This window comes from Burkholderia sp. AU15512 (genome assembly GCF_002223325.1).
Classification (GTDB): Bacteria; Pseudomonadota; Gammaproteobacteria; order Burkholderiales; family Burkholderiaceae; genus Burkholderia.
Genome location: NZ_NKEX01000003.1, coordinates 763,196 through 783,645 on the forward strand (window position 1 = coordinate 763,196; position 20,450 = coordinate 783,645).

General features: G+C 68.2%; 21 protein-coding genes. 14 read left to right on the forward strand and 7 right to left on the reverse strand.

Annotated elements, in window-relative coordinates; translation table 11 throughout:
* Positions 1 to 5 precede the first annotated feature (5 nt).
* From CFB43_RS06155 to CFB43_RS06195, 9 genes are all read left to right on the forward strand, one after another.
* Positions 6 to 1,733 carry a GspE/PulE family protein gene (locus CFB43_RS06155; RefSeq protein ID WP_089494437.1) on the forward strand — a complete coding sequence of 576 codons (1,728 nt, stop codon included), beginning with the start codon at positions 6 to 8 and terminating at the stop codon, positions 1,731 to 1,733.
* Entirely contained in the window at positions 1,714 to 2,580 is an 867-nt protein-coding gene (locus CFB43_RS06160) for a hypothetical protein (protein ID WP_089494438.1), read from the forward strand. Before CFB43_RS06155 ends, CFB43_RS06160 begins: the two co-directional genes overlap by 20 nt.
* Positions 2,577 to 3,107: a hypothetical protein gene (locus tag CFB43_RS06165; protein WP_089494439.1), complete on the forward strand. Its 531-nt coding sequence runs from the start codon at positions 2,577 to 2,579 to the stop codon at positions 3,105 to 3,107. Before CFB43_RS06160 ends, CFB43_RS06165 begins: the two co-directional genes overlap by 4 nt.
* Entirely contained in the window at positions 3,104 to 3,670 is a 567-nt protein-coding gene (locus CFB43_RS06170; protein WP_089494440.1) for a hypothetical protein, read from the forward strand. The genes CFB43_RS06165 and CFB43_RS06170 overlap by 4 nt, the downstream gene beginning before the upstream one ends.
* Positions 3,667 to 4,266 carry a hypothetical protein gene (locus CFB43_RS06175; RefSeq protein WP_089494441.1) on the forward strand — a complete coding sequence of 200 codons (600 nt, stop codon included), beginning with the start codon at positions 3,667 to 3,669 and terminating at the stop codon, positions 4,264 to 4,266. The genes CFB43_RS06170 and CFB43_RS06175 overlap by 4 nt, the downstream gene beginning before the upstream one ends.
* 174 nt (positions 4,267 to 4,440) lie before the next feature.
* Positions 4,441 to 6,561 (forward strand): secretin N-terminal domain-containing protein, encoded by a 2,121-nt coding sequence (locus CFB43_RS06180; protein ID WP_373452531.1) that lies wholly within the window; start codon positions 4,441 to 4,443, stop codon positions 6,559 to 6,561.
* Positions 6,562 to 6,564: 3 nt separating this feature from the next.
* Positions 6,565 to 7,107, forward strand: a complete 543-nt coding sequence (locus CFB43_RS06185) for a type II secretion system protein (RefSeq protein ID WP_089494443.1) — start codon at positions 6,565 to 6,567, stop codon at positions 7,105 to 7,107.
* A 9-nt stretch (positions 7,108 to 7,116) separates the two neighbouring features.
* Complete coding sequence (locus tag CFB43_RS06190) at positions 7,117 to 7,527, forward strand: type II secretion system protein (RefSeq protein WP_089494444.1); 411 nt, start codon at positions 7,117 to 7,119, stop codon at positions 7,525 to 7,527.
* Positions 7,528 to 7,601: 74 nt separating this feature from the next.
* Entirely contained in the window at positions 7,602 to 8,129 is a 528-nt protein-coding gene (locus CFB43_RS06195) for a type II secretion system protein (RefSeq protein WP_226206680.1), read from the forward strand.
* Between the two features lie 134 nt (positions 8,130 to 8,263).
* On the opposite strand, the gene CFB43_RS06200 is transcribed toward CFB43_RS06195, so the two are convergent.
* The 3 genes from CFB43_RS06200 to CFB43_RS06210 form a co-directional block, all read right to left on the reverse strand.
* The gene (locus tag CFB43_RS06200) at positions 8,264 to 10,228 is read right to left on the reverse strand and encodes a PhoX family protein (RefSeq protein ID WP_089494446.1); all 1,965 of its coding nucleotides are present in this window, start codon (positions 10,226 to 10,228) and stop codon (positions 8,264 to 8,266) included.
* Between the two features lie 190 nt (positions 10,229 to 10,418).
* On the reverse strand, positions 10,419 to 11,612 hold the full coding sequence (locus tag CFB43_RS06205; RefSeq protein ID WP_069256214.1) for an ammonium transporter: 1,194 nt from the start codon (positions 11,610 to 11,612) through the stop codon (positions 10,419 to 10,421).
* Between the two features lie 264 nt (positions 11,613 to 11,876).
* Complete coding sequence (locus tag CFB43_RS06210; protein ID WP_089494447.1) at positions 11,877 to 12,212, reverse strand: hypothetical protein; 336 nt, start codon at positions 12,210 to 12,212, stop codon at positions 11,877 to 11,879.
* A gap of 193 nt (positions 12,213 to 12,405) precedes the next feature.
* Between CFB43_RS06210 and CFB43_RS06215 the strand changes: the two genes are divergently transcribed.
* The 4 genes from CFB43_RS06215 (at position 12,406) to CFB43_RS06230 (ending at position 14,874) form a co-directional block, all read left to right on the forward strand.
* Positions 12,406 to 12,834 (forward strand): hypothetical protein, encoded by a 429-nt coding sequence (locus CFB43_RS06215; protein ID WP_089494448.1) that lies wholly within the window; start codon positions 12,406 to 12,408, stop codon positions 12,832 to 12,834.
* Positions 12,835 to 12,924: 90 nt separating this feature from the next.
* On the forward strand, positions 12,925 to 13,380 hold the full coding sequence (locus tag CFB43_RS06220) for an Rrf2 family transcriptional regulator (RefSeq protein WP_089494449.1): 456 nt from the start codon (positions 12,925 to 12,927) through the stop codon (positions 13,378 to 13,380).
* A gap of 129 nt (positions 13,381 to 13,509) precedes the next feature.
* Entirely contained in the window at positions 13,510 to 14,151 is a 642-nt protein-coding gene (locus tag CFB43_RS06225) for an NAD(P)-dependent oxidoreductase (RefSeq protein WP_089494450.1), read from the forward strand.
* A gap of 252 nt (positions 14,152 to 14,403) precedes the next feature.
* A complete protein-coding gene (locus CFB43_RS06230) occupies positions 14,404 to 14,874 on the forward strand; it encodes an Lrp/AsnC family transcriptional regulator (protein ID WP_069247564.1) in 471 nt (156 codons plus the stop codon).
* A gap of 55 nt (positions 14,875 to 14,929) precedes the next feature.
* On the opposite strand, the gene CFB43_RS06235 is transcribed toward CFB43_RS06230, so the two are convergent.
* From CFB43_RS06235 to CFB43_RS06245, 3 genes are read right to left on the reverse strand one after another with little or no spacing between them, the layout of a single operon-like run.
* Positions 14,930 to 15,703, reverse strand: coding sequence for an ABC transporter ATP-binding protein (locus CFB43_RS06235; RefSeq protein ID WP_089494451.1), 774 nt, complete (start codon positions 15,701 to 15,703; stop codon positions 14,930 to 14,932).
* A gap of 4 nt (positions 15,704 to 15,707) precedes the next feature.
* Positions 15,708 to 17,399, reverse strand: a complete 1,692-nt coding sequence (locus CFB43_RS06240) for an ABC transporter permease (RefSeq protein ID WP_089494452.1) — start codon at positions 17,397 to 17,399, stop codon at positions 15,708 to 15,710.
* Positions 17,389 to 18,432: a Fe(3+) ABC transporter substrate-binding protein gene (locus CFB43_RS06245; protein WP_089494453.1), complete on the reverse strand. Its 1,044-nt coding sequence runs from the start codon at positions 18,430 to 18,432 to the stop codon at positions 17,389 to 17,391. Before CFB43_RS06245 ends, CFB43_RS06240 begins: the two co-directional genes overlap by 11 nt.
* Before the next feature lie 243 nt (positions 18,433 to 18,675).
* On the opposite strand from CFB43_RS06245, the gene CFB43_RS06255 reads away from it, so the two are divergent.
* Complete coding sequence (locus CFB43_RS06255; RefSeq protein WP_006476417.1) at positions 18,676 to 18,837, forward strand: hypothetical protein; 162 nt, start codon at positions 18,676 to 18,678, stop codon at positions 18,835 to 18,837.
* Positions 18,838 to 18,984: 147 nt separating this feature from the next.
* Here the strand turns inward: CFB43_RS06255 and CFB43_RS06260 are convergent, their stop codons facing one another.
* Positions 18,985 to 20,352 (reverse strand): amino acid permease, encoded by a 1,368-nt coding sequence (locus CFB43_RS06260; protein WP_089494455.1) that lies wholly within the window; start codon positions 20,350 to 20,352, stop codon positions 18,985 to 18,987.
* Positions 20,353 to 20,450 lie beyond the last annotated feature (98 nt).

The following is a 20,450-nucleotide window of genomic DNA, read 5'->3' on the forward strand; positions in this document are numbered from 1 at the left end:
TTCGCATGGACACCGTCATTTCTCCCGTCGATCCCGATCCCGACGCGGATGCCGGCCAGCGCGACCTGCGCGACTTGCTTCGCACGCTCGGTGAACGCCACGGGTCCGGTATTCGCGCGCTCGAGGCATTGACCGCGCACACGGCGCTCGGCGCGGACGAAATACGCGAGCGGCTCGCCGCGCAGTTCAGGATGAAACCGATCGGCATACGCGAGCTGAACCGTCTGGAGCCGGATTTCGAGCGGGTGCCGTTCGTCGAGGCGATGGCGCGTCTCTGCGTGTGCCTGCGCGATCCCGACAGCGGCGCGCTGCTGTTCGCGATCGCCGATCCGCTCGATGCCCGCACGCGCGGCTGGGTCGAACACCGGATGCGCGCGCACCCGACGCTGCCGTACCGATGGGCGCTCGCGAGCGCGGGCGACCTGGGCGCTTATCTTGCGGTGCGCGAGAAGGACATCCGCGCGATGGATTCGCTCGCGTTCGACGACCCGATCCAGTGCGCGCCCGATCCGGCGTCGCTCGCGTTGACGCTGCAGGGCATCAGCAGCGACGACAGCCCGGTGGTGCGCCTGCTCAATTCGACGATCTACGATGCGCTCAAGATGCTGGCGAGCGACATCCACCTCGAATGCAGGGCGGCCGGCTTGATGATCAAGTGCCGCGTCGACGGCGTGCTCACGGTGGTGGGGCGGGTGGAGGGCCGCGACGTCGCGGATCAGGTGCTGTCGCGCGTGAAGGTGATTTCCGAACTCGACATCGCGGAGCGCCGCATCCCGCAGGACGGGCGCTTCAAGGCGATGTACGCGGGACGCGAAATCGATTTTCGCGTGTCGATCATGCCGAATCAGTTCGGCGAGGATGCCGTGTTGCGGATTCTCGACCGCTATCAGCTCTCCCAGGCGTCGGGCGGCCTGACGCTCGAGGCGCTGGGGTTCCAGCCGGCCGACACGCGCTTCATGCGGTCGGTCGCGTCGATGCCGTACGGCATGCTGCTCGTCACGGGGCCGACCGGCAGCGGCAAGACCACGACGCTTTACGCGATCCTCACCGAAATCAACAACGGGCTCGAGAAGATCGTGACGATCGAGGATCCGGTCGAGTACCAGCTGGGCGAGATCCTGCAGATTCCGGTCAACGAGGCGAAGGGCCTGACGTTCGCGCGCGGCTTGCGCTCGATCCTGCGGCACGACCCGGACAAGATCATGGTCGGCGAGATCCGCGATCCCGAAACCGCGCAGATCGCCGTGCAGGCGGCGCTGACCGGCCACCAGGTGTTCACCACCGTGCACGCGAACAACGTGTTCGACGTGATCGGCCGGTTCACGAACATGGAGGTCGATCCGTACAGCTTCGTATCGGCGCTGAACGGCGTCATCGCGCAGCGGCTGCTGCGCCAGTGCTGCACGGACTGTCTCGACGAGGACACGGTGGACGCGGATGCGCTCGCCCGTTCGGGCATCGACCCGGATACGGCCGGCAGCTACCTGTTTCGACGCGGCACCGGGTGCGCGATGTGCCGCGGCAGCGGCTATCGCGGCCGGCGGGCGATCGCGGAGGCGCTGCGCATGAACGACGAACTGCGGCAACTGCTGTCCGAGCGCGCGCCGCTCGGGCACATCAAGGCCGCGGCGCTGCGCTACGGGATGACGACGTTGCGGGCGGCGGCGCTCGACCTGGTCCGGCGCGGCGAAACGACGCTCGAGGAGATCAATCGTGTCACCATGGTCGAATGATCGTCTTGCCGTCGGTGTCGGGACGCGCGAGATCGCCGTCGGCATCCGCACGCGCGCATTGTGGCGGCCGGACCGGCGCGGGTTCGTCGCCGATCCGCTCAGCGTCGCCATTCCCGATGCGCAGTTCGGCAGCGAGGCGGGGATGCTCGATGCGCTGCGCGCCGCGCTGGCCGCGACGCACGATGCCGATGCCGGCGCGAAGCGGGCGCCGGTGCGCGGCGCGCATGTCGTGCTCGACGATTTCTGGTGTTGTCATGCGATCCTGCGCGGAGACTTTCGCGCGCTGCACGCACGCGAGCTGGAGGAAATCGCGCTCGCGCATTTCTCCGACACGTACGGCGTCGCCGCGGAGTCGCTGGTTGCGCGCTTCGACGTGCGGCGCGGTGGCCGGGTGCTCTTTGCCAGCGCGCTGCCGCGTACGCTGTACGACGGCATCCTCGGTACCGGTGCGGCCGGCGACGTGCCGATCCGCTGCCTGCGCGCGGCCCTTCCGGAGACGCTCGGCCGGTTCGCGGTGAAGCCGGACGGCGATGCGATGCTGCTCGTCGTCGACGAGGCGCTGCTGCAAGCGGTCATGATCGAGCACGGCGAGTGGGCCGCGTACGACACGCAGCGCCTCTTTCCGGGCGAGTCCGACGACGCGTCGCGGCTCGCCGAGCTCGCCGAGCAGCTGTTCGAGCGCTCGGCGATGCGCACGGGCCTGAAGCTCGACGCCTGCAAGGTCTATCTGTTCGGCACCGACCTGGACGTTGCGCCGTTCGACGCGCGTTTCGCCGCGGTCGCGCTGCCGGGCCGCGCGGCGCACGACGGTTCGCCCGCGCGCCGATTGCTGGAGTACGCGCCATGATCCGCACGCTCGACATCGATTTTTGCCGGCGCCGCGCGCGCATCGGCGCCGGCGGAGTGATCCTCCTCGTTGTCGCCGCGTTGCTGTGGAGCGCGTGCGCCGTCCGGCTCTGGCACACGTACGCGGAAAACGATCGCATCAGGGAGAGCCTGACGGTCGTCCAGCATCGCCTGCTCGCGCAGCAACACGTCGCGAAGCCGCCGCCGACCGCGGCCGCCCGGCTTGCGGAAAAGCAGAGCCAGGCCGTGCTGCGCGAGCTGACCGTGCCGTGGCAGACGCTCTTCTCGATCGTCGAGGACTATCCGGGCCATGACGTCGCGCTCATCGGCATCGACCAGAACCCGGCGCAGGGCCAGATTCGCATCACGGCCGAAGCGAAGGACCCGGACGCGATGATCGCGTACCTGAAGTACTTGCAGACGAGCGTCGTGCTGCGCGAGGCGACGCTCAACGGTCATCTCGTCGAGGAGAACGTGGCGGGCAAGCCGGTGCGTTTCCAGATCACGGCCGTCTGGAGGAAATCATGAAAGCCGATCGTTTCGCGGACCGCCTGCTCACGCTTCGCTTCGAGTGGCGACGCGCCTTCGGTCTGCCGGGGCTCGCCGGCGTGCTGATGCTCGGCGCGGCCGCCATCACGTATGCGGCGATCGCGGGTGTCGAGTCCGACACGCGCGCGATGCTTGCGTCGGCCAGTGTGGTGCGCGCCGCACCCGGCCATCGTCGCGTGGATGTGCGCGGCACGGCGGCGGACGCGACCCCGCTCGACGCGCTGCCCGCGCTCTTTCCGGCTTCTTCGCAAAGCGCGGAAGACATCGCGTCGATCTTCGAGCAGGCGCGCGACAGCCACCTGACGCTCGGGTCGGCCGAGTACCAGATGACGACCGAGTCGGGCGGCCGCTTCGCGCGCTACCAGGTGCTGCTGCCGGTGAAGGACCAGTACGGCGCGATCCGCCATTTTCTTGCATCGGTGCTGAACCACGTGCCGAACGCGGCGCTGCAGGAGATCCACGTCGAGCGTCCGGCAGTGGGCAGCAGCATTCTCGACGCGCGGGTGCGTTTCGAGCTCGTCTACCGGAGCGCCCAGCCATGATCTCCGCCGCCATGAAGCCCGCTTCGCGCCATCGGCTCGCACTCGCGCTGGCTTGCCTCGTCGTCGCCGGTGCCGGATATCGCGTGCTGGTGGCGGCGATGCAGCAGCCGGCGCCGGCTGCCGCAAGCATCGTGGTGCGTCACGACGGGGTGCGGGCGGCGCCCGCGCCGGCCCGTGTGCGCGTCGCGCCGGCCTCTCAGGCCGCGGCGCCCGCGCCCGCGTCGCATGCAGCGGCGGCGACCCCGCGCGAGCAGCTCGCCGCATTGCGTGCGCCCGTGTCCGTCGAAGCCGCGCACGATCCGTTCACGGCGTCGTCATGGCTGCCGCCGCCGCCCGTCGTGCCGCCGCCGCCCGAGACGCGTCCGGCGCCGCCGACCGCGCCGCCGGTGCCGTTCGTCTATCTCGGCCAGCAGGATGCCAGGTCGGCGAAGCCGCAGGTGTTCCTCGGCAACGGAGACCAGTTGCTGATTGTTTCGCCGGGTGACGTGATCGGTGGCCAGTATCGGGTCGAGTCGGTGTCCGCGTCGAACGTGGTGCTCACCTATCTGCCGCTGAACCAGGTCCAGACGGTGCTCATTCCAGTGGAAGGAAAGTAAATGAAAACCATACGTACACGGGATGCGCGCCGCGATGGGGACGACGGCCGGTCGACATGTCTTGGCTCCGCCCCCCGGGCCGCTGCGCGATCGGTGCCGCCGGCCGGCCGGTGCGCGACGAAACGCGCGCTGGCGATCGCCGTGGCGCTGCTCGCATGCGGCGGATGTGCGCATGTGCCGAACCTTCACGACGATCCGACCAATGCACAGGTGAAGATCGACGCAATGCACGACCGCAAGGAGGCCGTCGACGATCTGCTCGACAACGCGGACGCGTTTCGCCAGAAGAACGAGTTCGACGACGCGGCACGCTCCGTCTACATGGCGATGCAACTCGATCCGACCAGCGAGCGCGCGCGCCGGATCGGCACGATGATCGACCAGGACCGCAAGCATCTGGCGATTCTGCAGGAAGCGGACCGCATGATGAAGCGCGGTTCGTACGCGCAGGCGGCCGAGCGCGTGCATCGCGTGCTGGTCGAGGATCCGGCCAATGCGATGGCGGCAAGGATGCAGGCGGAGCTCGTCGAGAAGCGCCGCCAGCAACACGCGGAGCGCGACGACAAGCTCGCGGCGTCGTCGATCATGCGCACGCCGGTGTCGCTGCAGTTCCGCGACGCGAACGTGCGGATGGTGTTCGAGGCCTTGTCGCGGACATCCGGGCTGAACGTCATTTTCGATCGCGACGTGCGCGCCGATCTGAAGACGACGATCTTCGTGCAGAACGCGTCGCTGCAGGACACGGTCGACATGATCCTGTTGCAGAACCAGCTCGACAAGAAGCAGATGAACGCGAACACGCTGTTCATCTACCCGGCGACGCCGGCCAAGGAGCTCGAGTACCAGGAGCTCAAGGTGCGGACGTTCCAGTTGTCGAACGTCGACGCGAAGCAGGTGCAGTCGCTGCTGAAGAGCCTGTTGAAGGTGAAGGAAGCGGTGATCGACGAGCGCGCGAACACGGTGACGATCCGCGGCACCCCCGACATGATCAAGGTCGCCGAGGAGATGATCGCCGCCCAGGACTTGCCGGAGCCGGAAGTGATGCTCGAGGTCGAGGTACTGGAGGTGTCGCATGACCGGATGTCGCAGCTGGGCATCAACTGGCCCAGCTCGTTTACGGTGTCGACGCCGAGCTCGGCCGATACCTGGGGCGTGCTGCACCATCTGCCGATCAATGCGCTGAACGTCAGCAGCCTGTCGGCCACCGCGGACTTCAAGCTGACCGATACCGACGCGAATCTGCTCGCGAGCCCGCGCATCCGCGCGCGCAACAAGGAGAAGGCGCGCATCATGATCGGCGACAAGGTCCCGGTGATCTCGAGCTCGAGCACGCCGAGCACCAGCGGCCCGTCGTTTACGCAGATGATCCAGTACCTCGACGTGGGCATCAAGCTCGAGGTCGAGCCGCAGGTCTATCGCGACGGCGACGTCGGCATCAAGCTGAATCTCGAGGTCAGCAACATCACCAACACGATCTCGAGCGGCAACTCGCAGGGGCTGAGCTCGCTCGCCTACCAGATCGGTACGCGCAGTGCGGCGACCAGCCTGCGGCTGCGGGACGGCGAAACGCAGATCATGGGCGGCCTGATCTCGGACGAGGATCGCCGCAACGCGAACAAGGTGCCGGGTCTCGGGCAGTTGCCGGTGCTCGGCCGCCTGTTCTCCGATCACGGCGGCGATCACAAGAAGACCGAGATCGTGCTGCAGATCACGCCGCATATCGTCCGGCCGCAAGTGGCGGCGGACGCGGACACCCAGGAGGTATGGTCGGGCACCGACGTCAACGTGCACGCCGATCAGCTGCGACTCGATCCGGTTGCGCTGAACGCGGAGGCGCAGAACGCGGAGGCGCCCGCCGCGCCGACGGCGAAGGTCGTTCCGGGCAGCGTGGGAGGCGGGACGTCGGGCGGCAGGGCGCCGACCCCGTTGGAGGCTGCCGCGATCCGCGCGCAGCCGTCGCCCGAGAGCGGCGCGTTCGGACAGATGCCGGCCGCACCGCGTACGACGCCGCCCCCCGAACCTTACGGCGGGCGGTTCTCGAGGCCGCAAACGGCATTGCCTGCACCGGCCGGCGGGGGCGGCGGGGCAGCCGCGGCGGAGCCGCCGCCCGCAGGCAACGAAGTCGCGCCGGCGCCGGGCACCACCGTGACGCCGGTTGCGTCGCCCGCGCCGGCCGAGCAGCCTGCCGCGGCTGCCAATGCACCCGCCGCCGCACCGGCGGCCCCGCCTCCGACGCTGCAGATGCCGGCGGGCGACATTCCGAGCGAAAACCCGCTTCGCCCGGTCGGGAAGTGAGCCGTGGCCGCGCGCAATGCAGCGACTTGCGTCGGCCGCGGCAGCCGCATCGGCCTGCGCGGCTTCACGTTGATCGAGATGGTCATCACGCTCGCGCTCGTGGCGATCCTCGCGCTCGCGGTCATGCCGTTCTCCGAACTGCTCGTGCAGCGGCAGAAGGAACAGGCGTTGAGTGCCGCGTTGCGCGAGATCCGCACCGCGCTCGATGCGTATAAGGAGGCGAGCGACGCGGGGAAGATCGACAAGGAAGCCGAATCGTCCGGCTATCCGCCGTCGCTGACCGTGCTCGTGACGGGCGTGAAAAATGCCCGCGACCCGAAGGGCGGCCTGGTGATGTTCCTGCGCCGCGTGCCGCGCGATCCGTTCTTCACCGGCGCCCCCGATACGCCGGACGAGGACACCTGGGACGTGCGTGCATACGGCACGCCGCCGGAGCCGGCGGCGGACGGGCCTCCAGGGGGCTTCGAGCCCGGCAAGGACGTGTTCGACGTGACGTCGAAATCGGCGCGTATCGGCATCAACGGCATTCCGTACAAACAGTGGTGACCGGCCATCATGAAACTCGCTCGCATCCGCAGGATCCGCGGCTTTACGCTGATCGAAATCGTGGTCGTGATGGCGCTCATCGGACTGCTTCTGACGTTGGCCGTGCCGCGCTACATGCACAGCATCGAGCATGGCAAGGAGCAGGTGAGGCTGCAGAACCTCGCGGTGATGCGCAATGCGATCGACCAGTATTACGGCGACAACGGGCAGTATCCCGAGACGCTCGACGAGCTGGTCGCGAAGCACTATTTGCGGGCGGTGCCGGTCGATCCGGTCAACGGCGACGACAAATGGGCGACGCTTGCCTCGCCGGACGAGAACAAGCCCGGCGTGTACGACGTCGGGCCCGCGAGCGGCGCGCAGGGCGTGCTGCCGGGCGTCGCGGCAACGGCTGCGGCTGTGGCGGGGGCAGCGAAATGAAGCGGGCCGGGCGCCGCGTCGCGCGCGCGCTGCAGGCCCGCCGCCGGCGGCAGCGCGGGCTCGTGCTGCTTGCCTTGCTGATCGCGCTGATGCTGATGTCGATCGCCCTGGCCGGCGCGCTGGACGTCTGGTCGCTGCAGCGGCGTCGCGAGCAGGAGCGGCAACTGCTGTTCGTCGGCGACCAGTACCGGAAGGCCATCGTCGGCTATTACCGGCTCGCGCGCGCGTACCCGCAGACGGTCGACGATCTGCTGGAAGACACCCGCTTCGCGAAGCCCATGCACCACCTGCGCCGCGCGTATCCGGATCCGGTCAGCGGCAAGAACGACTGGTCCTTCTTGTGGCGGGGCGAGCGCTTCTACGGCGTGTTCAGCAGCTCGGACGGCGCGACGATCAAGCGCACGGGATTTCCGGATCGGTACATGGATTTCGAAGGAGCCGAGACCTATCGGCAATGGAAGTTCCTTTACCTCGCGCCCGGGCTGTCCGCGCCGCCCGCCGACGCGCCGGCGATTGCCCCGGCGATGCCGGCCAGTGCGCCGAGCCTGTCCGGTTTTCCGGGAGGCACGCTGCCGGGACAGGGCCTGGCCGGCCGGCATTGACGCGCTCGCCGCACAAAAAAAAGCGCGACGCCCGCAACGGGCATCGCGCATCAAACGGCGTGGAGCGCCGACGAATGAACGGTGATGAAGAACGGGGCCCACCAGGGGGGGCGGACCTTCCTCGCGTGACCCGGTCAGGCCTTCGCGAGCTGGATGCTGGTCTGCTCGGCCGTCAGGTAGCCGACGCTGGCGCCGAAGCGGTCCTTGAAGTTCGTGCGCACGAGCGGATCGAGCGTCGGCTTGACCTTGTCGTGCAGCGGCGATTCCCAGTCGCCCGCGTGCTGGAAGTTGCTCATGATGTAGGTCCAGCCGTTGATCTCGTCGACCGCGTGCAGGCCCGTCGATTCGGCGCCGGCCGGGCACGACAGCACGCGCACGAGCGACTTCGTGTCGACGTTGTAGGCCCACAGGAAGTTGTTCACGTGCATGCCCGAGTCTTCGCCGATGAACAGCGTGCGCAGCTTTTCGGAGAACTTCAGGTTGTCCGGGTTCGCGATCTTGTCCGGGTTCGCGAGGTTGCCGAGCCCGTCGGCCGCGGCGAGATCCTCGCCGACGAGCGCGGCCGGCGCGCCCATGTCGACCGGCACCCATTCGCTGTCGATCGCGCTGCCCGTCGTGTCGCGCTGGCTGCCCTTCAGGTTCAGCGCATAGACGGCGCCCGCGGCGATCTTCTTGTCGACCGCGACGTCGCGCGATACCGCGTTGCCCTTGACCATCGACGTCTCGATCCGCGACATCGCCGTGTAGACGATCTTGTCCTTCGCGTTCACGGTCGTGCCTTCGAGCTTCGTGAAGCCCATGCTGCCGCCGAGCAGCGCCGCGTAGCGGTGCGTCTCGAGGAACGCGGCCGCCTTTTCCATCCCCGGCTTCACGCGCATCCAGTTGAACTTGCCGCCGAAGTGGATCTTCGTGTAGCTCGCATCGTTCGGGTCGGTGGTCGTCAGGTCCATGATGTCCGACGCCTTCAGCGTGTTCGCGAGCGCCTCGATCTCGCCGCTGGTTGCGTGGCCGATCCTGATCCACGTGAGCGTCGCGGTGCCCGCGCCGGCGGACGACGTCTGCGTCCACTTCGCGACGTACAGCGTGCCGGCGGACAGGTCGGCCGCCTTGTCGGCGACGAACATGAACAGGCCGCCGTTGGTGGCGTCGTCACCCATCATCACGGTGCGCTGGTCCGGCATCACCTGGATCAGCTCGTGCGAGATGCGGCCGAGGCAGTAGTGCTTCTTCACGGTGCCCGTGCCGTCCGGATTCACGGTGATCTCGGGCAGGTGGCCGTAGTGGTAGGGGTTCGCCTTCGTCTCGTCGCCGAACGTGTTCTTGCTGAACGCCTTGAATTGCGCGTCGGTCGCGACCTTCGTCGCGTCCGGCTCGTACTCCTCGCTCGACAGGTGCGTGCCCCACGGCGACAGGCTCGCGCCGCACGTGATCCACAGGCCGTGCGCCTTCGACGTGTCGACGTTGTGGTACTTGACGACCTTCAGCGCGCCGTTGGCCGGATCCTGATCGAGCGTGATCACCGCGATCGGCGACGGCAGCTGGCCGTATTGCGAAGCGCTCGCCTGGTCGCGCGTCGTGTATTCGAACTGCACGACGGCGAACACCGTGTTGCCCTTCACGCCGGGCACGTTCGCGTTCTTCAGCGTCAGCAGCGAGCTGCCGTCCGGGCAGTCGGAATAGAACTGGCGCTCCTTGCCGGCCACCGAGCGATCGATGATCGGCTGGTTGTTGATGTCGTAGTAGCCGCCCGCGAGCGTCGTGCCGCCCTTGCCGTCCGGCACCAGGTCGCCCGTCACGAAGAACGGCCGGTACGCCAGCTTGAAGTTGCGTGCCGAGCCGTCCGAGAACGACACCGACAGCGTCGAGCCGACCGTCGTCGTGGCCATCGCGGCCGCGTTGTCGAGCGTCGGGGCGGCCATCGCCGAGAACGTCGCCGACGTGTACGCGGCGGCGACCGGGGCCGGCGTCGACGCGGGATTGTCGTCGCCGCCGCAACCCGTCAGCAGGGCCGGCAGCGCGAGGCCGGAAAGGGGAAGCATCGGCGCGCCGGCGAGGATCTTCAGGGCCTGACGACGGGCAGCATTGGGCAACGCGGGCATGTGGAGTCCAGTTTCGGTTGTTGGAAGAATGGCCTTCGCGAAGCAGGCGGTCGGCAAGCTCGGCGAAGGCAAATTGAAAACTGGACGGAAGTGTAGGGACGCTAGATGAAAGTTTTTTGAATTGAAAACGTAATGATGTGTCGGGCGGCCGTCAGGTGAACGGACGGCCGCCGGGCGCAAGCGTTTGCGCTCAATCGCGTTCGGGCGTTGCCGAGATGCGGTGGATCGACAGGTCCGCGCCGTCGAACTCGGCTTCGCGGTCGAGGCGCAGCCCGACGGTCGCTTTCAGCGCGCCGTAGACGAGCGTGCCGCCGGCGGTCGCGATCGCGATGCCGCCGAGCGTGCCGACGAGTTGCGACAGGAACGACACGCCGCCGAGACCGCCGAGCGCGGGCAGGCCGAACACGCCGGCCGCGAGGCCGCCGAGCGCGCCGCACATGCCGTGCAGCGGCCACACGCCGAGCACGTCGTCGATGCGCCACTTGTTCTGCACGCAGGTGAACATCGCGACGAACAGCGCACCGGCCGCGGCGCCCGTGACGAGCGCGCCGATCGGGTGCATCACGTCGGAGCCCGCGCACACCGCGACGAGGCCCGCGAGCGGCCCGTTGTACGTGAAGCCCGGGTCGTTGCGGCCGGCCATCCACGCGGCGAGCGTGCCGCCGACCATCGCCATCAGCGAGTTCACGGCGACGAGGCCGCTGATCTTGTCGAGCGTCTGCGCGCTCATCACGTTGAAGCCGAACCAGCCGACCGCGAGCACCCACGCGCCGAGCGCGAGGAACGGGATGTTCGACGGCGGGTGCGCGGCGATCCGGCCGTCCTTCGCATAACGGCCGTGGCGCGCGCCGAGCAGCAGCACGGCGGGCAGCGCGACCCAGCCGCCGAACGCGTGCACGACGACGGAGCCCGCGAAATCATGGAACGGCGCACCGAACGCGTGCGTGAGCCAGGCCTGCACGCCGAAACGCTCGTTCCAGGCGATCCCTTCGAAGAACGGATAGATGAAGCCGACGATGATCAGCGTCGCGACGAGCTGCGGATTGAACTTCGCGCGCTCGGCGATGCCGCCGGACACGATCGCGGGGATCGCCGCCGCGAAGGTCAGCAGGAAGAAGAAGCGCACGAGCGCATAGCCGCTGTGCTGCGACAGCGTGCCGATGTCGTCGAAGAACTCGACGCCGTACGCGATCGTGTAGCCGATGAAGAAATACGCGAGCGTCGACACCGAGAAGTCGACCAGGATCTTCACGAGCGCGTTGACCTGGTTCTTCTTGCGGACCGTGCCGAGTTCGAGAAATGCGAAGCCCGCGTGCATCGCGAGCACCATGACGGCGCCGATCAACAGGAACAGTGTGTCGACGCCGGATTTCAGACCATCCATGCCGTGGCTTCCTTGCGCAAAAAACGGGCAAGGAATGCAAGTATCGAGCCAACTTGGTGAACGGCTGCGTGGAGTTGGTGCTTCAATGCCGTGGGTTGCGGCAATCCGGTGAATCGTGCACGGGAAGGGGGCGTGGCCGGTGCGGGGGTGACGTGATGCCGGATGCACGCGTGTGGTGCGACGTGTGCGGAACTGGTGCGCGAGATATGTCGATTGGCGCGGCGTGGTGCGTGATGGTGCGTTGCCGCGCACCGTTGCGGCGCGTCAGTGGCGCGGGAACAGCGGCGGCGGCCGGCGCAGCCGCAGCGCGCACGCCGACCAGTAGGCGGCGACGGTCGTCAGCCCGAGCGCGGCAAACGCGAGTGCCGCGAAGCCCGCCAGCGACTGACCGTCGGCGGTGGGGCCGAGGATGCCTTCCGCGACGATCAGCGCGGCCGTCCAGAAGCCGATCACGGCCTGCGTGAGCAGGCGCGCGGACGCGACGCGGCGCGGGCGCCCGGATTCGGCCAGGCGGCGCGCCGACGGCGGGCGCAGGCACAGGAACAGGGTGGCGGCGAGCACGGCGGCCAGGGCGATGAGCCAGTCGACGAGGAAATCCATGAGAAAAAGGGGGCGCGTCCAAAGCGGATTGAAGCGTGCCCACTTTAGTGTCCTCGCGTGTGCGATTGAATCAGACGAGTCCGAAATTGAAAGCCATTTTTAATCACGGTGCGTGATTGGCCCTGTTCCACAGGCGGTATCATCGACGTCGGTCCAACCACGAGGCCGCGCGACGCGCGGCCGGAGATTGCTGATGAACATGAAGACATCGCGGGCGCGTCGCGTGCCCGGGTCCGTACTGGCGGCCGTGGCCGCGGGTGCGCTGTTGTTGCTTGCGGGCTGCGAGAAGTCCGGCGCGCCGGTCACGCAACCCGATACGGCCGCGAGTGCGGCCGCCGATGCCGCGAACAATGCGGCCAAGGCGCTCGACCAGGTCGCGAGCACCGTCAACCAGCAGCTCAACGCCGCGAAGGCCGGCATCGCGTCCGCGGCGTCGGCCGTGCCGCCGCTGTCCGCGAGCGGCCTCGCCTCCGCCGCGCAGGCACAGATCGACGCGGCCGCGTCCGCGGTCGTCGCGCATGCGGCTTCCGAAGCCGGCGCGAAAATCGCCGAAGCCGGCAAGAAGCTCCAGCAGTGGAGCCAGCAGAATGCGCCGGGCGCCAAGCCCGCGAGCGGAGAGTGACGCGGGCTTGCATGATCCGCTAAATGTAATTATGATGGTTACATATGTCGCCGGTTGCGGGATGGGCCGGCGTCGTCAAGTGAGTCAGGAATGAATACCAGCAGCCGGTTCGCGTTTGCCGTCCACGTGCTTGCCTTGCTGTCGATGCAGGAGGGCGTGCCGTTGTCGTCCGACATCATCGCGGGCAGCGTGAACACGAATCCGGCGCTGATCCGCCGGTTGCTGTCGATGCTGGCGGCCGCGGGGCTGACCACGTCGCAACTGGGCGCGGGCGGCGGTGCGCTGCTGGCGCGCGAGCCCGGCGCGATCACGCTGCTCGACGTGTATCGCGCGGTCGACGATGCGCAACTGTTCGCGCTGCACCGTGAGGCGCCGAATCCCGCGTGTCTCGTCGGGCGGCACATCCAGAGCGCGCTGGTCGACTACATCGGCGACGCGCAGCGGGCGATGGAAGCGTCGCTGGGCACGCGCACGCTGGCCGACGTGACGGCCGACGTGCTGGATCTGGAGCAGCGCACGCAGCAGGCGGCACGCGCCGGCGGGTGACTGGCGGCAAGGCAGGAGGCCGGACGGCGCGAGAGGCGTGGCGGCCGGCACAACGGGGGCTTTGCCCCGTTTTTTTCGGTCTTATATGTAATTAACTACGTTACATATTTTTCTTACTGGAGAATCGATATGACGCAACGTACCTTGAATATCGCGCTGTTCGGCGCCACCGGCACGATCGGCTCGCGCATCGCCGCGGAAGCGGCACGACGCGGCCATCGCGTGACCGCGCTGTCGCGCCATCCGGGTGCAGCCGGCGATGGCATCACCGCGAAGGCGGCCGACCTGTTCGACGCGGCCAGCATTGCGGCCGCGCTGCCGGGCCATGACGTCGTCGCGAGCGCGTACGGCCCGAAGCAGGAGGATGCGGCGAAGGTCGTCGCGGCTGCGAAGGCGCTGGTTGCCGGCACGCGCCAGGCGGGGCTGAAGCGGCTCGTCGTGGTGGGCGGCGCCGGTTCGCTCGAAGTTGCGCCGGGCAAGCAGCTCGTCGACAGCGAAGGTTTTCCGGAAGCGTACAAGGCGGTCGCACTCGCGCACCGCGATGCACTCGACTACCTGAAGACGGTCGGCGATCTCGACTGGACGTTCTTCGCGCCGGCCGCGCTGATCGCCCCGGGCGAGCGCACGGGTACGTTCCGCACGGGCGTCGGCAAGCTGATCGCGGACGCACAAGGCAACAGCAAGATCTCGGCGGAAGACTACGCGGTCGCGTTCGTCGACGCGCTCGAGCAAGGCAGCTTCGTGCACGAGATCGCGACGGTCGCGTATTGAGCGGTGCGCTGACGCTGGCCAGTGGCGCGTGAGCGCCGGGCTGGCTGCGATTTGCAGGAACGCCAGGCGATTCCCCTTCACGGGCGGAGTCACCTGTTTCTTTTGGCGCGTGCGGTGTGGCGGCGGATTCGCTCGCTCCGCGCGCGTGCGGGATCGGTATTTATACCGGTCGACGCGGCGAAGCCGTTTTCATATTGTTCCCCGTTGTGCAGGATGCATAGAATAAATTTCTATCGACGAGGGACTGGAGAAATGGACGCCATCGATCGCAAGCTGCTGGAGCTGTTGCAGGCGGATGCCACGCTGCCGATCGCGGAACTGGCGCAGCGCGTGAACCTGTCGCAGACGCCGTGCTGGAAGCGCGTGCAGCGGCTCAAGGAAACCGGCGCGATTCGCGCGCAGGTTGCGCTGTGCGATCCGCGCAAGCTCGGGGTCGGCACGACCGTGTTCGTCGCGATCCGCACGAACCAGCACACCGAGGAATGGGCGCAGCGTTTCACGCAGGCCGTGCGCGACATGCCGGAAGTGGTCGAGGTGTACCGGATGAGCGGCGAGACCGATTACCTGCTGCGTGTCGTGGTAACCGGCATCGACGATTACGACCGCGTCTACAAGCAGCTGATTCGCGCGGTGCCGCTGTTCGACGTCAGCTCGTCGTTTGCGATGGAGCAGATCAAGTATTCGACCGCGCTGCCCGTGCGCGATCTTGCCGAGCCGGCCTGACCCGGCAATGAAACGCGTCGTTGAAACGACCCGGGTGCGCAGCGTGCTCGCGAGTTCAGCGGCCGCGCGCCAGGGCGCGCGCGCGTTCGTCGGTCAGCGCGTCGCGGCGCACGAAATCCGCGACGAACGGGCTGGCCGGATGGTGATGCAGCGCGTACGGCGTATCCCATTGCGCGAGCTGGCCGTCCTTCATCACGCCGATCCGGTCGGCGATCGCGAACGCCTCGGCCTGGTTGTGCGTGACGAGGATCGCGGTATGGCCCGTGCGTTTCAGGATGTCGCGCAGCTCGAACGCGAGCCGTTCGCGGGTATCGACGTCGAGGTTCGAGAACGGCTCGTCGAGGAGCAGTAGCTCCGGCGACGGTGCGAGCGCACGCGCGAGTGCGACGCGCTGCTGCTGGCCGCCCGACAGCTCGTGCGGATACGCGCCGCCGGCATCGGCGAGGCCGACGAGTTCGAGCATTTCCGCGACACGCACGCGCCGTTCGGCCTTCGGCATGCGCCGCAGGCCGAACGCGACGTTGTCCGCCGCGCTCAGGTGCGGGAACAGCGCGTAATCCTGGAACATCATGCCGATGCGCCGCCGCTCGGGCGGCACGTCGAGCGATGGCGCCGCGATGGGCACGCCGTCCAGCATGATGCGTCCCATGCGCACCGGCTCGAAGCCGGCGATCGCGCGCAGCACTGTGGTCTTGCCGCAGCCGGACGCGCCGAGCAGGCAGCCGATGTCGCCGCGCGGCAGCGCGAGGCTCAGCCCGTCGACGACGGTGCGGCGGCCGTGCGGCGTGTCGTAGGCGAGGCAGAGGTCATCGAGTTCGAGCAGATTCACGGTGTCAGGCTCCGATCTTGTGGCGGGTGCGGGCGAGCAGGATCACGGGCACGAGCCCGGCCAGCACGATCGCGAGCGCGGCGACCGCGCCTTCCTCGTAGGTGCCGCGCGCGGCTTCCGCATACAGCCAGGTCGCGAGCGTGTCGAAGTTCAGCGGACGCAGCAGCAGCGTCGCCGGCAATTCCTTCATCGCGTCGACGAACACCAGCAGCGCGCTCGTCGTGAGCGCGGGCCGCAGTAGCGGCAGGTGCACGCGGCGCAGCGTGCCGCCGGCCGTCTCGCCGAGCGAGCGCGCCGCCTGTTCGAGCGACGGCGGAATGCGCGCGAGGCCGGCCTCGATGCTGCCGGCCGGGATCGCGAGAAAGCGCACGGTATAGGCGATCACGAGCGCGGCCGACGAGCCCATCAGCAGCAGCCCGTCGCGGCCGAGCGCCGCGCCGAACAGCCGGTCGGCCGCCGCGAACGGGATCAGCAGGCCGATCGCGAGCACGGTGCCGGGCACCGCATAGCCGAGGCTCGCGATTCGCGCGCACACGCGGGCCGGGCCCGCGCGGGCGCTGTCGCGTTGCGCGCGCGCGGCCCATGCGACGACGAGCCCGCACGCGAGCGTCGCGACGGTGGCGGCGGTGGCGATCGTCAGCGTGTTCGCGAGCCCGGTCATCAACTGTGCGGATACGCCGCCGACCAGATGCAGCCGCTTGGCCGTCTCGACCGCGAGGTACGCAGCCGGTGCGCCGAAACCGAGCAGCACGGGCAGCCAGCCGATCACGGCGGCGCCCAATGCGGCCGTGCCCGTCAGGCGGCGCGGCGCGATCGGCCGCATGCGCCGGCCATGCGCGTAGCGCTGGCGGCGGCGCCCGTAGCGTTCGAGGACGATCATGCCGACGACGATCGCGAGCATCGCGAGTGCGATCTGCGCGGCACCGGCGAGGTCGGAGCGCGTGATCCACGTCGTGTAGACGGATACGGTGAGCGTTTGCACACCGAGGAATTCCGACGCGCCGATGTCGTTCAGCGTTTCGAGCAGCGCGAGGCTCACGCCCACCGCGATCGCGGGCCGCGCGAGCGGCACGACGACGCGCCAGAACGTGGCGATGCGTCCCGCGCCGAGCGTGCGCGCGGCTTCGAGCAGGCTCGCGGACTGCGTGACGAACATCGCGCGCGTGCTCAGGTAAACATACGGATACAGCACGAAGCCGAGCACGAAGATCGCGCCGGGCAGCGAGCGCAGGTCGGGCAGGCGGAACTGGCGCGGGCTGTCGAAGCCGAGCAGCCAGCGGACCGCGCCCTGCACCGGGCCGATCGGGTGCAGCAGGTCGAGATAGGCGAACGCGACGATGTAGGTGGGAACCGCGAGCGGCAGCAGCAGCGCCCACGTCAGCATCCGGCGGCCGGGAAAGTCGTATGCGGTAACGAGCCACGCGCAGCCGGTGCCGACGATCGACACGATCGCGCCGACGCCCGCGAGCAGCAGCAGCGTATTGACGAGCGCCTGCGGCAGCACGAATTCGGCGAGATGGCGCCAGTGCGCGAGATCGGCGTCGAACGCGGCGGCCACGAGCACCGCGAGCGGCGCCGCCACAGCCGCGGCGATCGCCAGCGCCGCGAGCAGCCACAGGCTGCCCGCGCGCGGCAGCACGCGCGGCCGGCAGGGCGGGCGGCGCCCACCGCCGGCGGGGGTTGCGTCAGTTGTCAAAACCGACCTTGTCGACCAACTGGCTCGCCTGCTTGCGATGCTTCGCGATGTCCGCCAGCGGCAGCGGGTCGATCTTCAGCGTGCCGAAGCTGGCGATCACCGGGTCGAGCTTCACGTTCGCGCGCACCGGGTATTCGTAGTTCGCCTGCGCATACAGCGCCTGCGCTTCCGGCGACACGAGGTACTCGAGCAGTTTCACCGCGTTGGCCTTGTGCGGCGCATGCTTCGCGACCGTCGCGCCGCTGATGTTCACGTGCGTGCCGCCGCTCTTCGCGTTCGCGAACGTCGGCCGCACGACCTTGATCGCGTCGCCCCACTTGCGCGCATCGCTGCCGGGCTCCGCATTCTTCATGTGGCCGACGTAGTAAGCGTTCGCGAGGCCGACGTCACAGATGCCGCCGAGGATGTCGCGCGCGACGTCGCGGTCGCCGCCCGTCGCCTTGCGCGCGAGGTTCGCCTTCACGCTGCGCAGCCACTTCTCGGTCGCCGCTTCGCCGTCGTGCGCGATCATCGCCGCGACGAGCGCCGTGTTGTACGGGTGCTGGCCCGAGCGGATGCAGACCTTGCCCTTCCATTTCGGATCGGCGAGATCCTCGTAGCGGAACGCATCGACCTTCAGGTCCTTCTCGACGTACAGCACGCGGTCGCGCAGCGACAGCGCGTACCAGTCGCCGTTCGCGCCGCGCAGGTTCGCGGGAATCGCGTCGTCGAGCGCCTTCGAGCGCACCGGCTGCGTGAGCCCGCCGTCGACGAGGTCGAGCAGGTTGCCGACGTCGACGGTCATCAGCACGTCGGCCGGCGACTGCGCGCCTTCCGCCTTCACGCGCTCGAGCAGGCCGTCCTTCACGAACACCGTGTTGACCTTGACGCCGCTCTGCTTCGTGAAGGCATCGATGAGCGGCTGGATCAGCTTCGGTTCGCGGGTGGTGTACAGGCTCACTTCCTCGGCCGCGTGGGCCAGCGGCGCGAATGCGGCGGCGGCAAGGGCGAGGGCGCCGGCAAGCGGCAGCAGGCGGGTGCGCGGATTCGACATGAAGACTCCGGAAGGGGCAGGTGGACGATGGGAGCGTTCCGGGGCGCGCCTGCCGCCCGAGCGACCCGAAACATTACAAAATGAAAGACTCGAGATTCTAGATCGAAATGGGAACGATTATCAAATGAAAGCTTGCGGCGGGCGGGCGGAGGGCGGGGAAGGGGATCGGAAACGGCGCGTCGCAGCGGGCGCGCAAGCGCGTAGAATGCCCGCTTCGATGAATTTGACGGAGTCGCCCCGACCATGAACGATCAGCGCAAGAAGAACCCTGTCCGCAACGTGAGCATCCTGATCGTCGTGGCCGTGCTGCTCGTGATCGGGACGATCCTGTACAACGCGATTTCGCAGAAGCACGCGTACGACGAGGCCCATCCGGCCGAGGCCGCGAGCGCGGCGTCGCACTGACGTGCCGATGCGCGGCCCGCCGGGCCGCGCACGCAGGTGCAGGCGAAGGGGATGAATCCCCGGCTGTTGGCGCGCGGGATGCCGTGCGGAGCCGGGAGAGAAGCGGGCGCCGGAACCGGCGCGCCGCGTAGGCAGGTCAGTCGTGCGTCAACGTGACGCAGGGGCGAACTTCGGGCGGATCCGTGCGTAGAACACGGCCGCGAGCAGCGCGAGCCAGGCCGCGCCGACATACAGCGCGACGCGCGTGTCCTCGAACCAGCCGAGCATCACGATCACGAAGCCCATGAACGCGATCGTCAGTGCCGGCGCGACCGGCCACAACGGCACCTTGAACTTCAGCGCCGCGACTTCGGCGCTCGACAGCCGGCGGCGCATCGCGACCTGCGACAGCAGGATCATCAGCCACACCCACACGGTGGCGAACGTCGCGATCGCGGCGACCATCAGGAACACGTCCTTCGGCATCAGGTAGTTGAGCAGCACGCCGACGAGCAGCGCGACCGCCATCACGAGCACCGTGACCCACGGCACACCGTGCCGCGACGTCGTCATCAGCACGGCCGGCGCCTGGCCCTGGCGCGCCATCCCGAACATCATCCGGCCCGCGCCGAAGATGTCGCTGTTGATCGCGGAGATCGCCGCGCTGATCACCACCAGGTTGAGGATGGTTGCAGCCGACTTCACGCCGAGCGCCGAGAAGATCTGCACGAACGGGCTGCCGTCGTTGCCGACACCCGTCCACGGGCTGATCGACATCAGCACGACCATCGTCAGCACGTAGAACAGCAGGATGCGCGCGGGCACCGCGTTGATCGCGCGCGGAATCACGCGCTCCGGATCCTTCGCCTCGCCGGCGCTCATCCCGATCACCTCGATCCCGCCGTACGCGAAGATCACGACCGACAGCGACGCGATCAGCCCGCCGACGCCGTTCGGCAGGAAGCCGCCATGGTTCCACAGGTTCGCGAACGTCGGCACGTCGGCCGAATGGCCGAAGTGCATGCCGGTCAGCAGGATCGCGACGCCGCCGCCGATCATCGCGATGATCGCGCCGACCTTGATGATCGACAGCCAGAACTCGAGCTCGCCGAACACCTTCACGTGGCACAGGTTCAGCCCGCAGATGATCGCGACCACGCCGAGCACCCAGATCCATTGCGGGACATCCGGAAACCAGAAGCCCATGTAGATGCCGAACGCGGTGATGTCGGCGATCGCGACGATCACCATTTCGAGCGTGTAGGTCCAGCCGGTGACGAATCCGGCGAACGGGCCGAGGTTCTCGGTCGCGTAGTGGCCGAACGAGCCGGCGACGGGCTCGCGCACGGCCATCTCGCCGAGCGCGCGCATCACCATGTAGACGGCCGCGCCGCCCAGGATGTACGCCAGGATCACGGCGGGGCCCGCGAGCTGGATCGCGGACGCCGAACCGTAGAACAGGCCCGTGCCGATCGCCGAACCCAGCGCGAGAAAGCGGATGTGCCGCGCGCTCAGGTGGCGCTGCAAGTTTTTCATCGTGTCTCCGATATCGTTATGCGACGGACCGGGCGAGCGGGGCCGGTCCGATTGGCTCAAGTTGTATAGACAACTTAAATGTGAACAAATGATAACAA

Excerpts from the sequence above, each read along its gene's own strand:
- CFB43_RS06205 (WP_069256214.1), bottom strand. The coding sequence starts at position 11,612 with ATGGATGGTCTGAAATCCGGCGTCGACACACTGTTCCTGTTGATCGGC.
- CFB43_RS06255 (WP_006476417.1), top strand. The coding sequence starts at position 18,676 with ATGAACGATCAGCGCAAGAAGAACCCTGTCCGCAACGTGAGCATCCTG.
- CFB43_RS06155 (WP_089494437.1), top strand. The coding sequence starts at position 6 with ATGGACACCGTCATTTCTCCCGTCGATCCCGATCCCGACGCGGATGCC.
- CFB43_RS06165 (WP_089494439.1), top strand. The coding sequence starts at position 2,577 with ATGATCCGCACGCTCGACATCGATTTTTGCCGGCGCCGCGCGCGCATC.
- CFB43_RS06260 (WP_089494455.1), bottom strand. The coding sequence starts at position 20,352 with ATGAAAAACTTGCAGCGCCACCTGAGCGCGCGGCACATCCGCTTTCTC.
- CFB43_RS06230 (WP_069247564.1), top strand. The coding sequence starts at position 14,404 with ATGGACGCCATCGATCGCAAGCTGCTGGAGCTGTTGCAGGCGGATGCC.
- CFB43_RS06175 (WP_089494441.1), top strand. The coding sequence starts at position 3,667 with ATGATCTCCGCCGCCATGAAGCCCGCTTCGCGCCATCGGCTCGCACTC.
- CFB43_RS06200 (WP_089494446.1), bottom strand. The coding sequence starts at position 10,228 with ATGCCCGCGTTGCCCAATGCTGCCCGTCGTCAGGCCCTGAAGATCCTC.
- CFB43_RS06210 (WP_089494447.1), bottom strand. The coding sequence starts at position 12,212 with ATGGATTTCCTCGTCGACTGGCTCATCGCCCTGGCCGCCGTGCTCGCC.
- CFB43_RS06245 (WP_089494453.1), bottom strand. The coding sequence starts at position 18,432 with ATGTCGAATCCGCGCACCCGCCTGCTGCCGCTTGCCGGCGCCCTCGCC.
- CFB43_RS06225 (WP_089494450.1), top strand. The coding sequence starts at position 13,510 with ATGACGCAACGTACCTTGAATATCGCGCTGTTCGGCGCCACCGGCACG.
- CFB43_RS06215 (WP_089494448.1), top strand. The coding sequence starts at position 12,406 with ATGAACATGAAGACATCGCGGGCGCGTCGCGTGCCCGGGTCCGTACTG.
- CFB43_RS06220 (WP_089494449.1), top strand. The coding sequence starts at position 12,925 with ATGAATACCAGCAGCCGGTTCGCGTTTGCCGTCCACGTGCTTGCCTTG.
- CFB43_RS06190 (WP_089494444.1), top strand. The coding sequence starts at position 7,117 with ATGAAACTCGCTCGCATCCGCAGGATCCGCGGCTTTACGCTGATCGAA.
- CFB43_RS06170 (WP_089494440.1), top strand. The coding sequence starts at position 3,104 with ATGAAAGCCGATCGTTTCGCGGACCGCCTGCTCACGCTTCGCTTCGAG.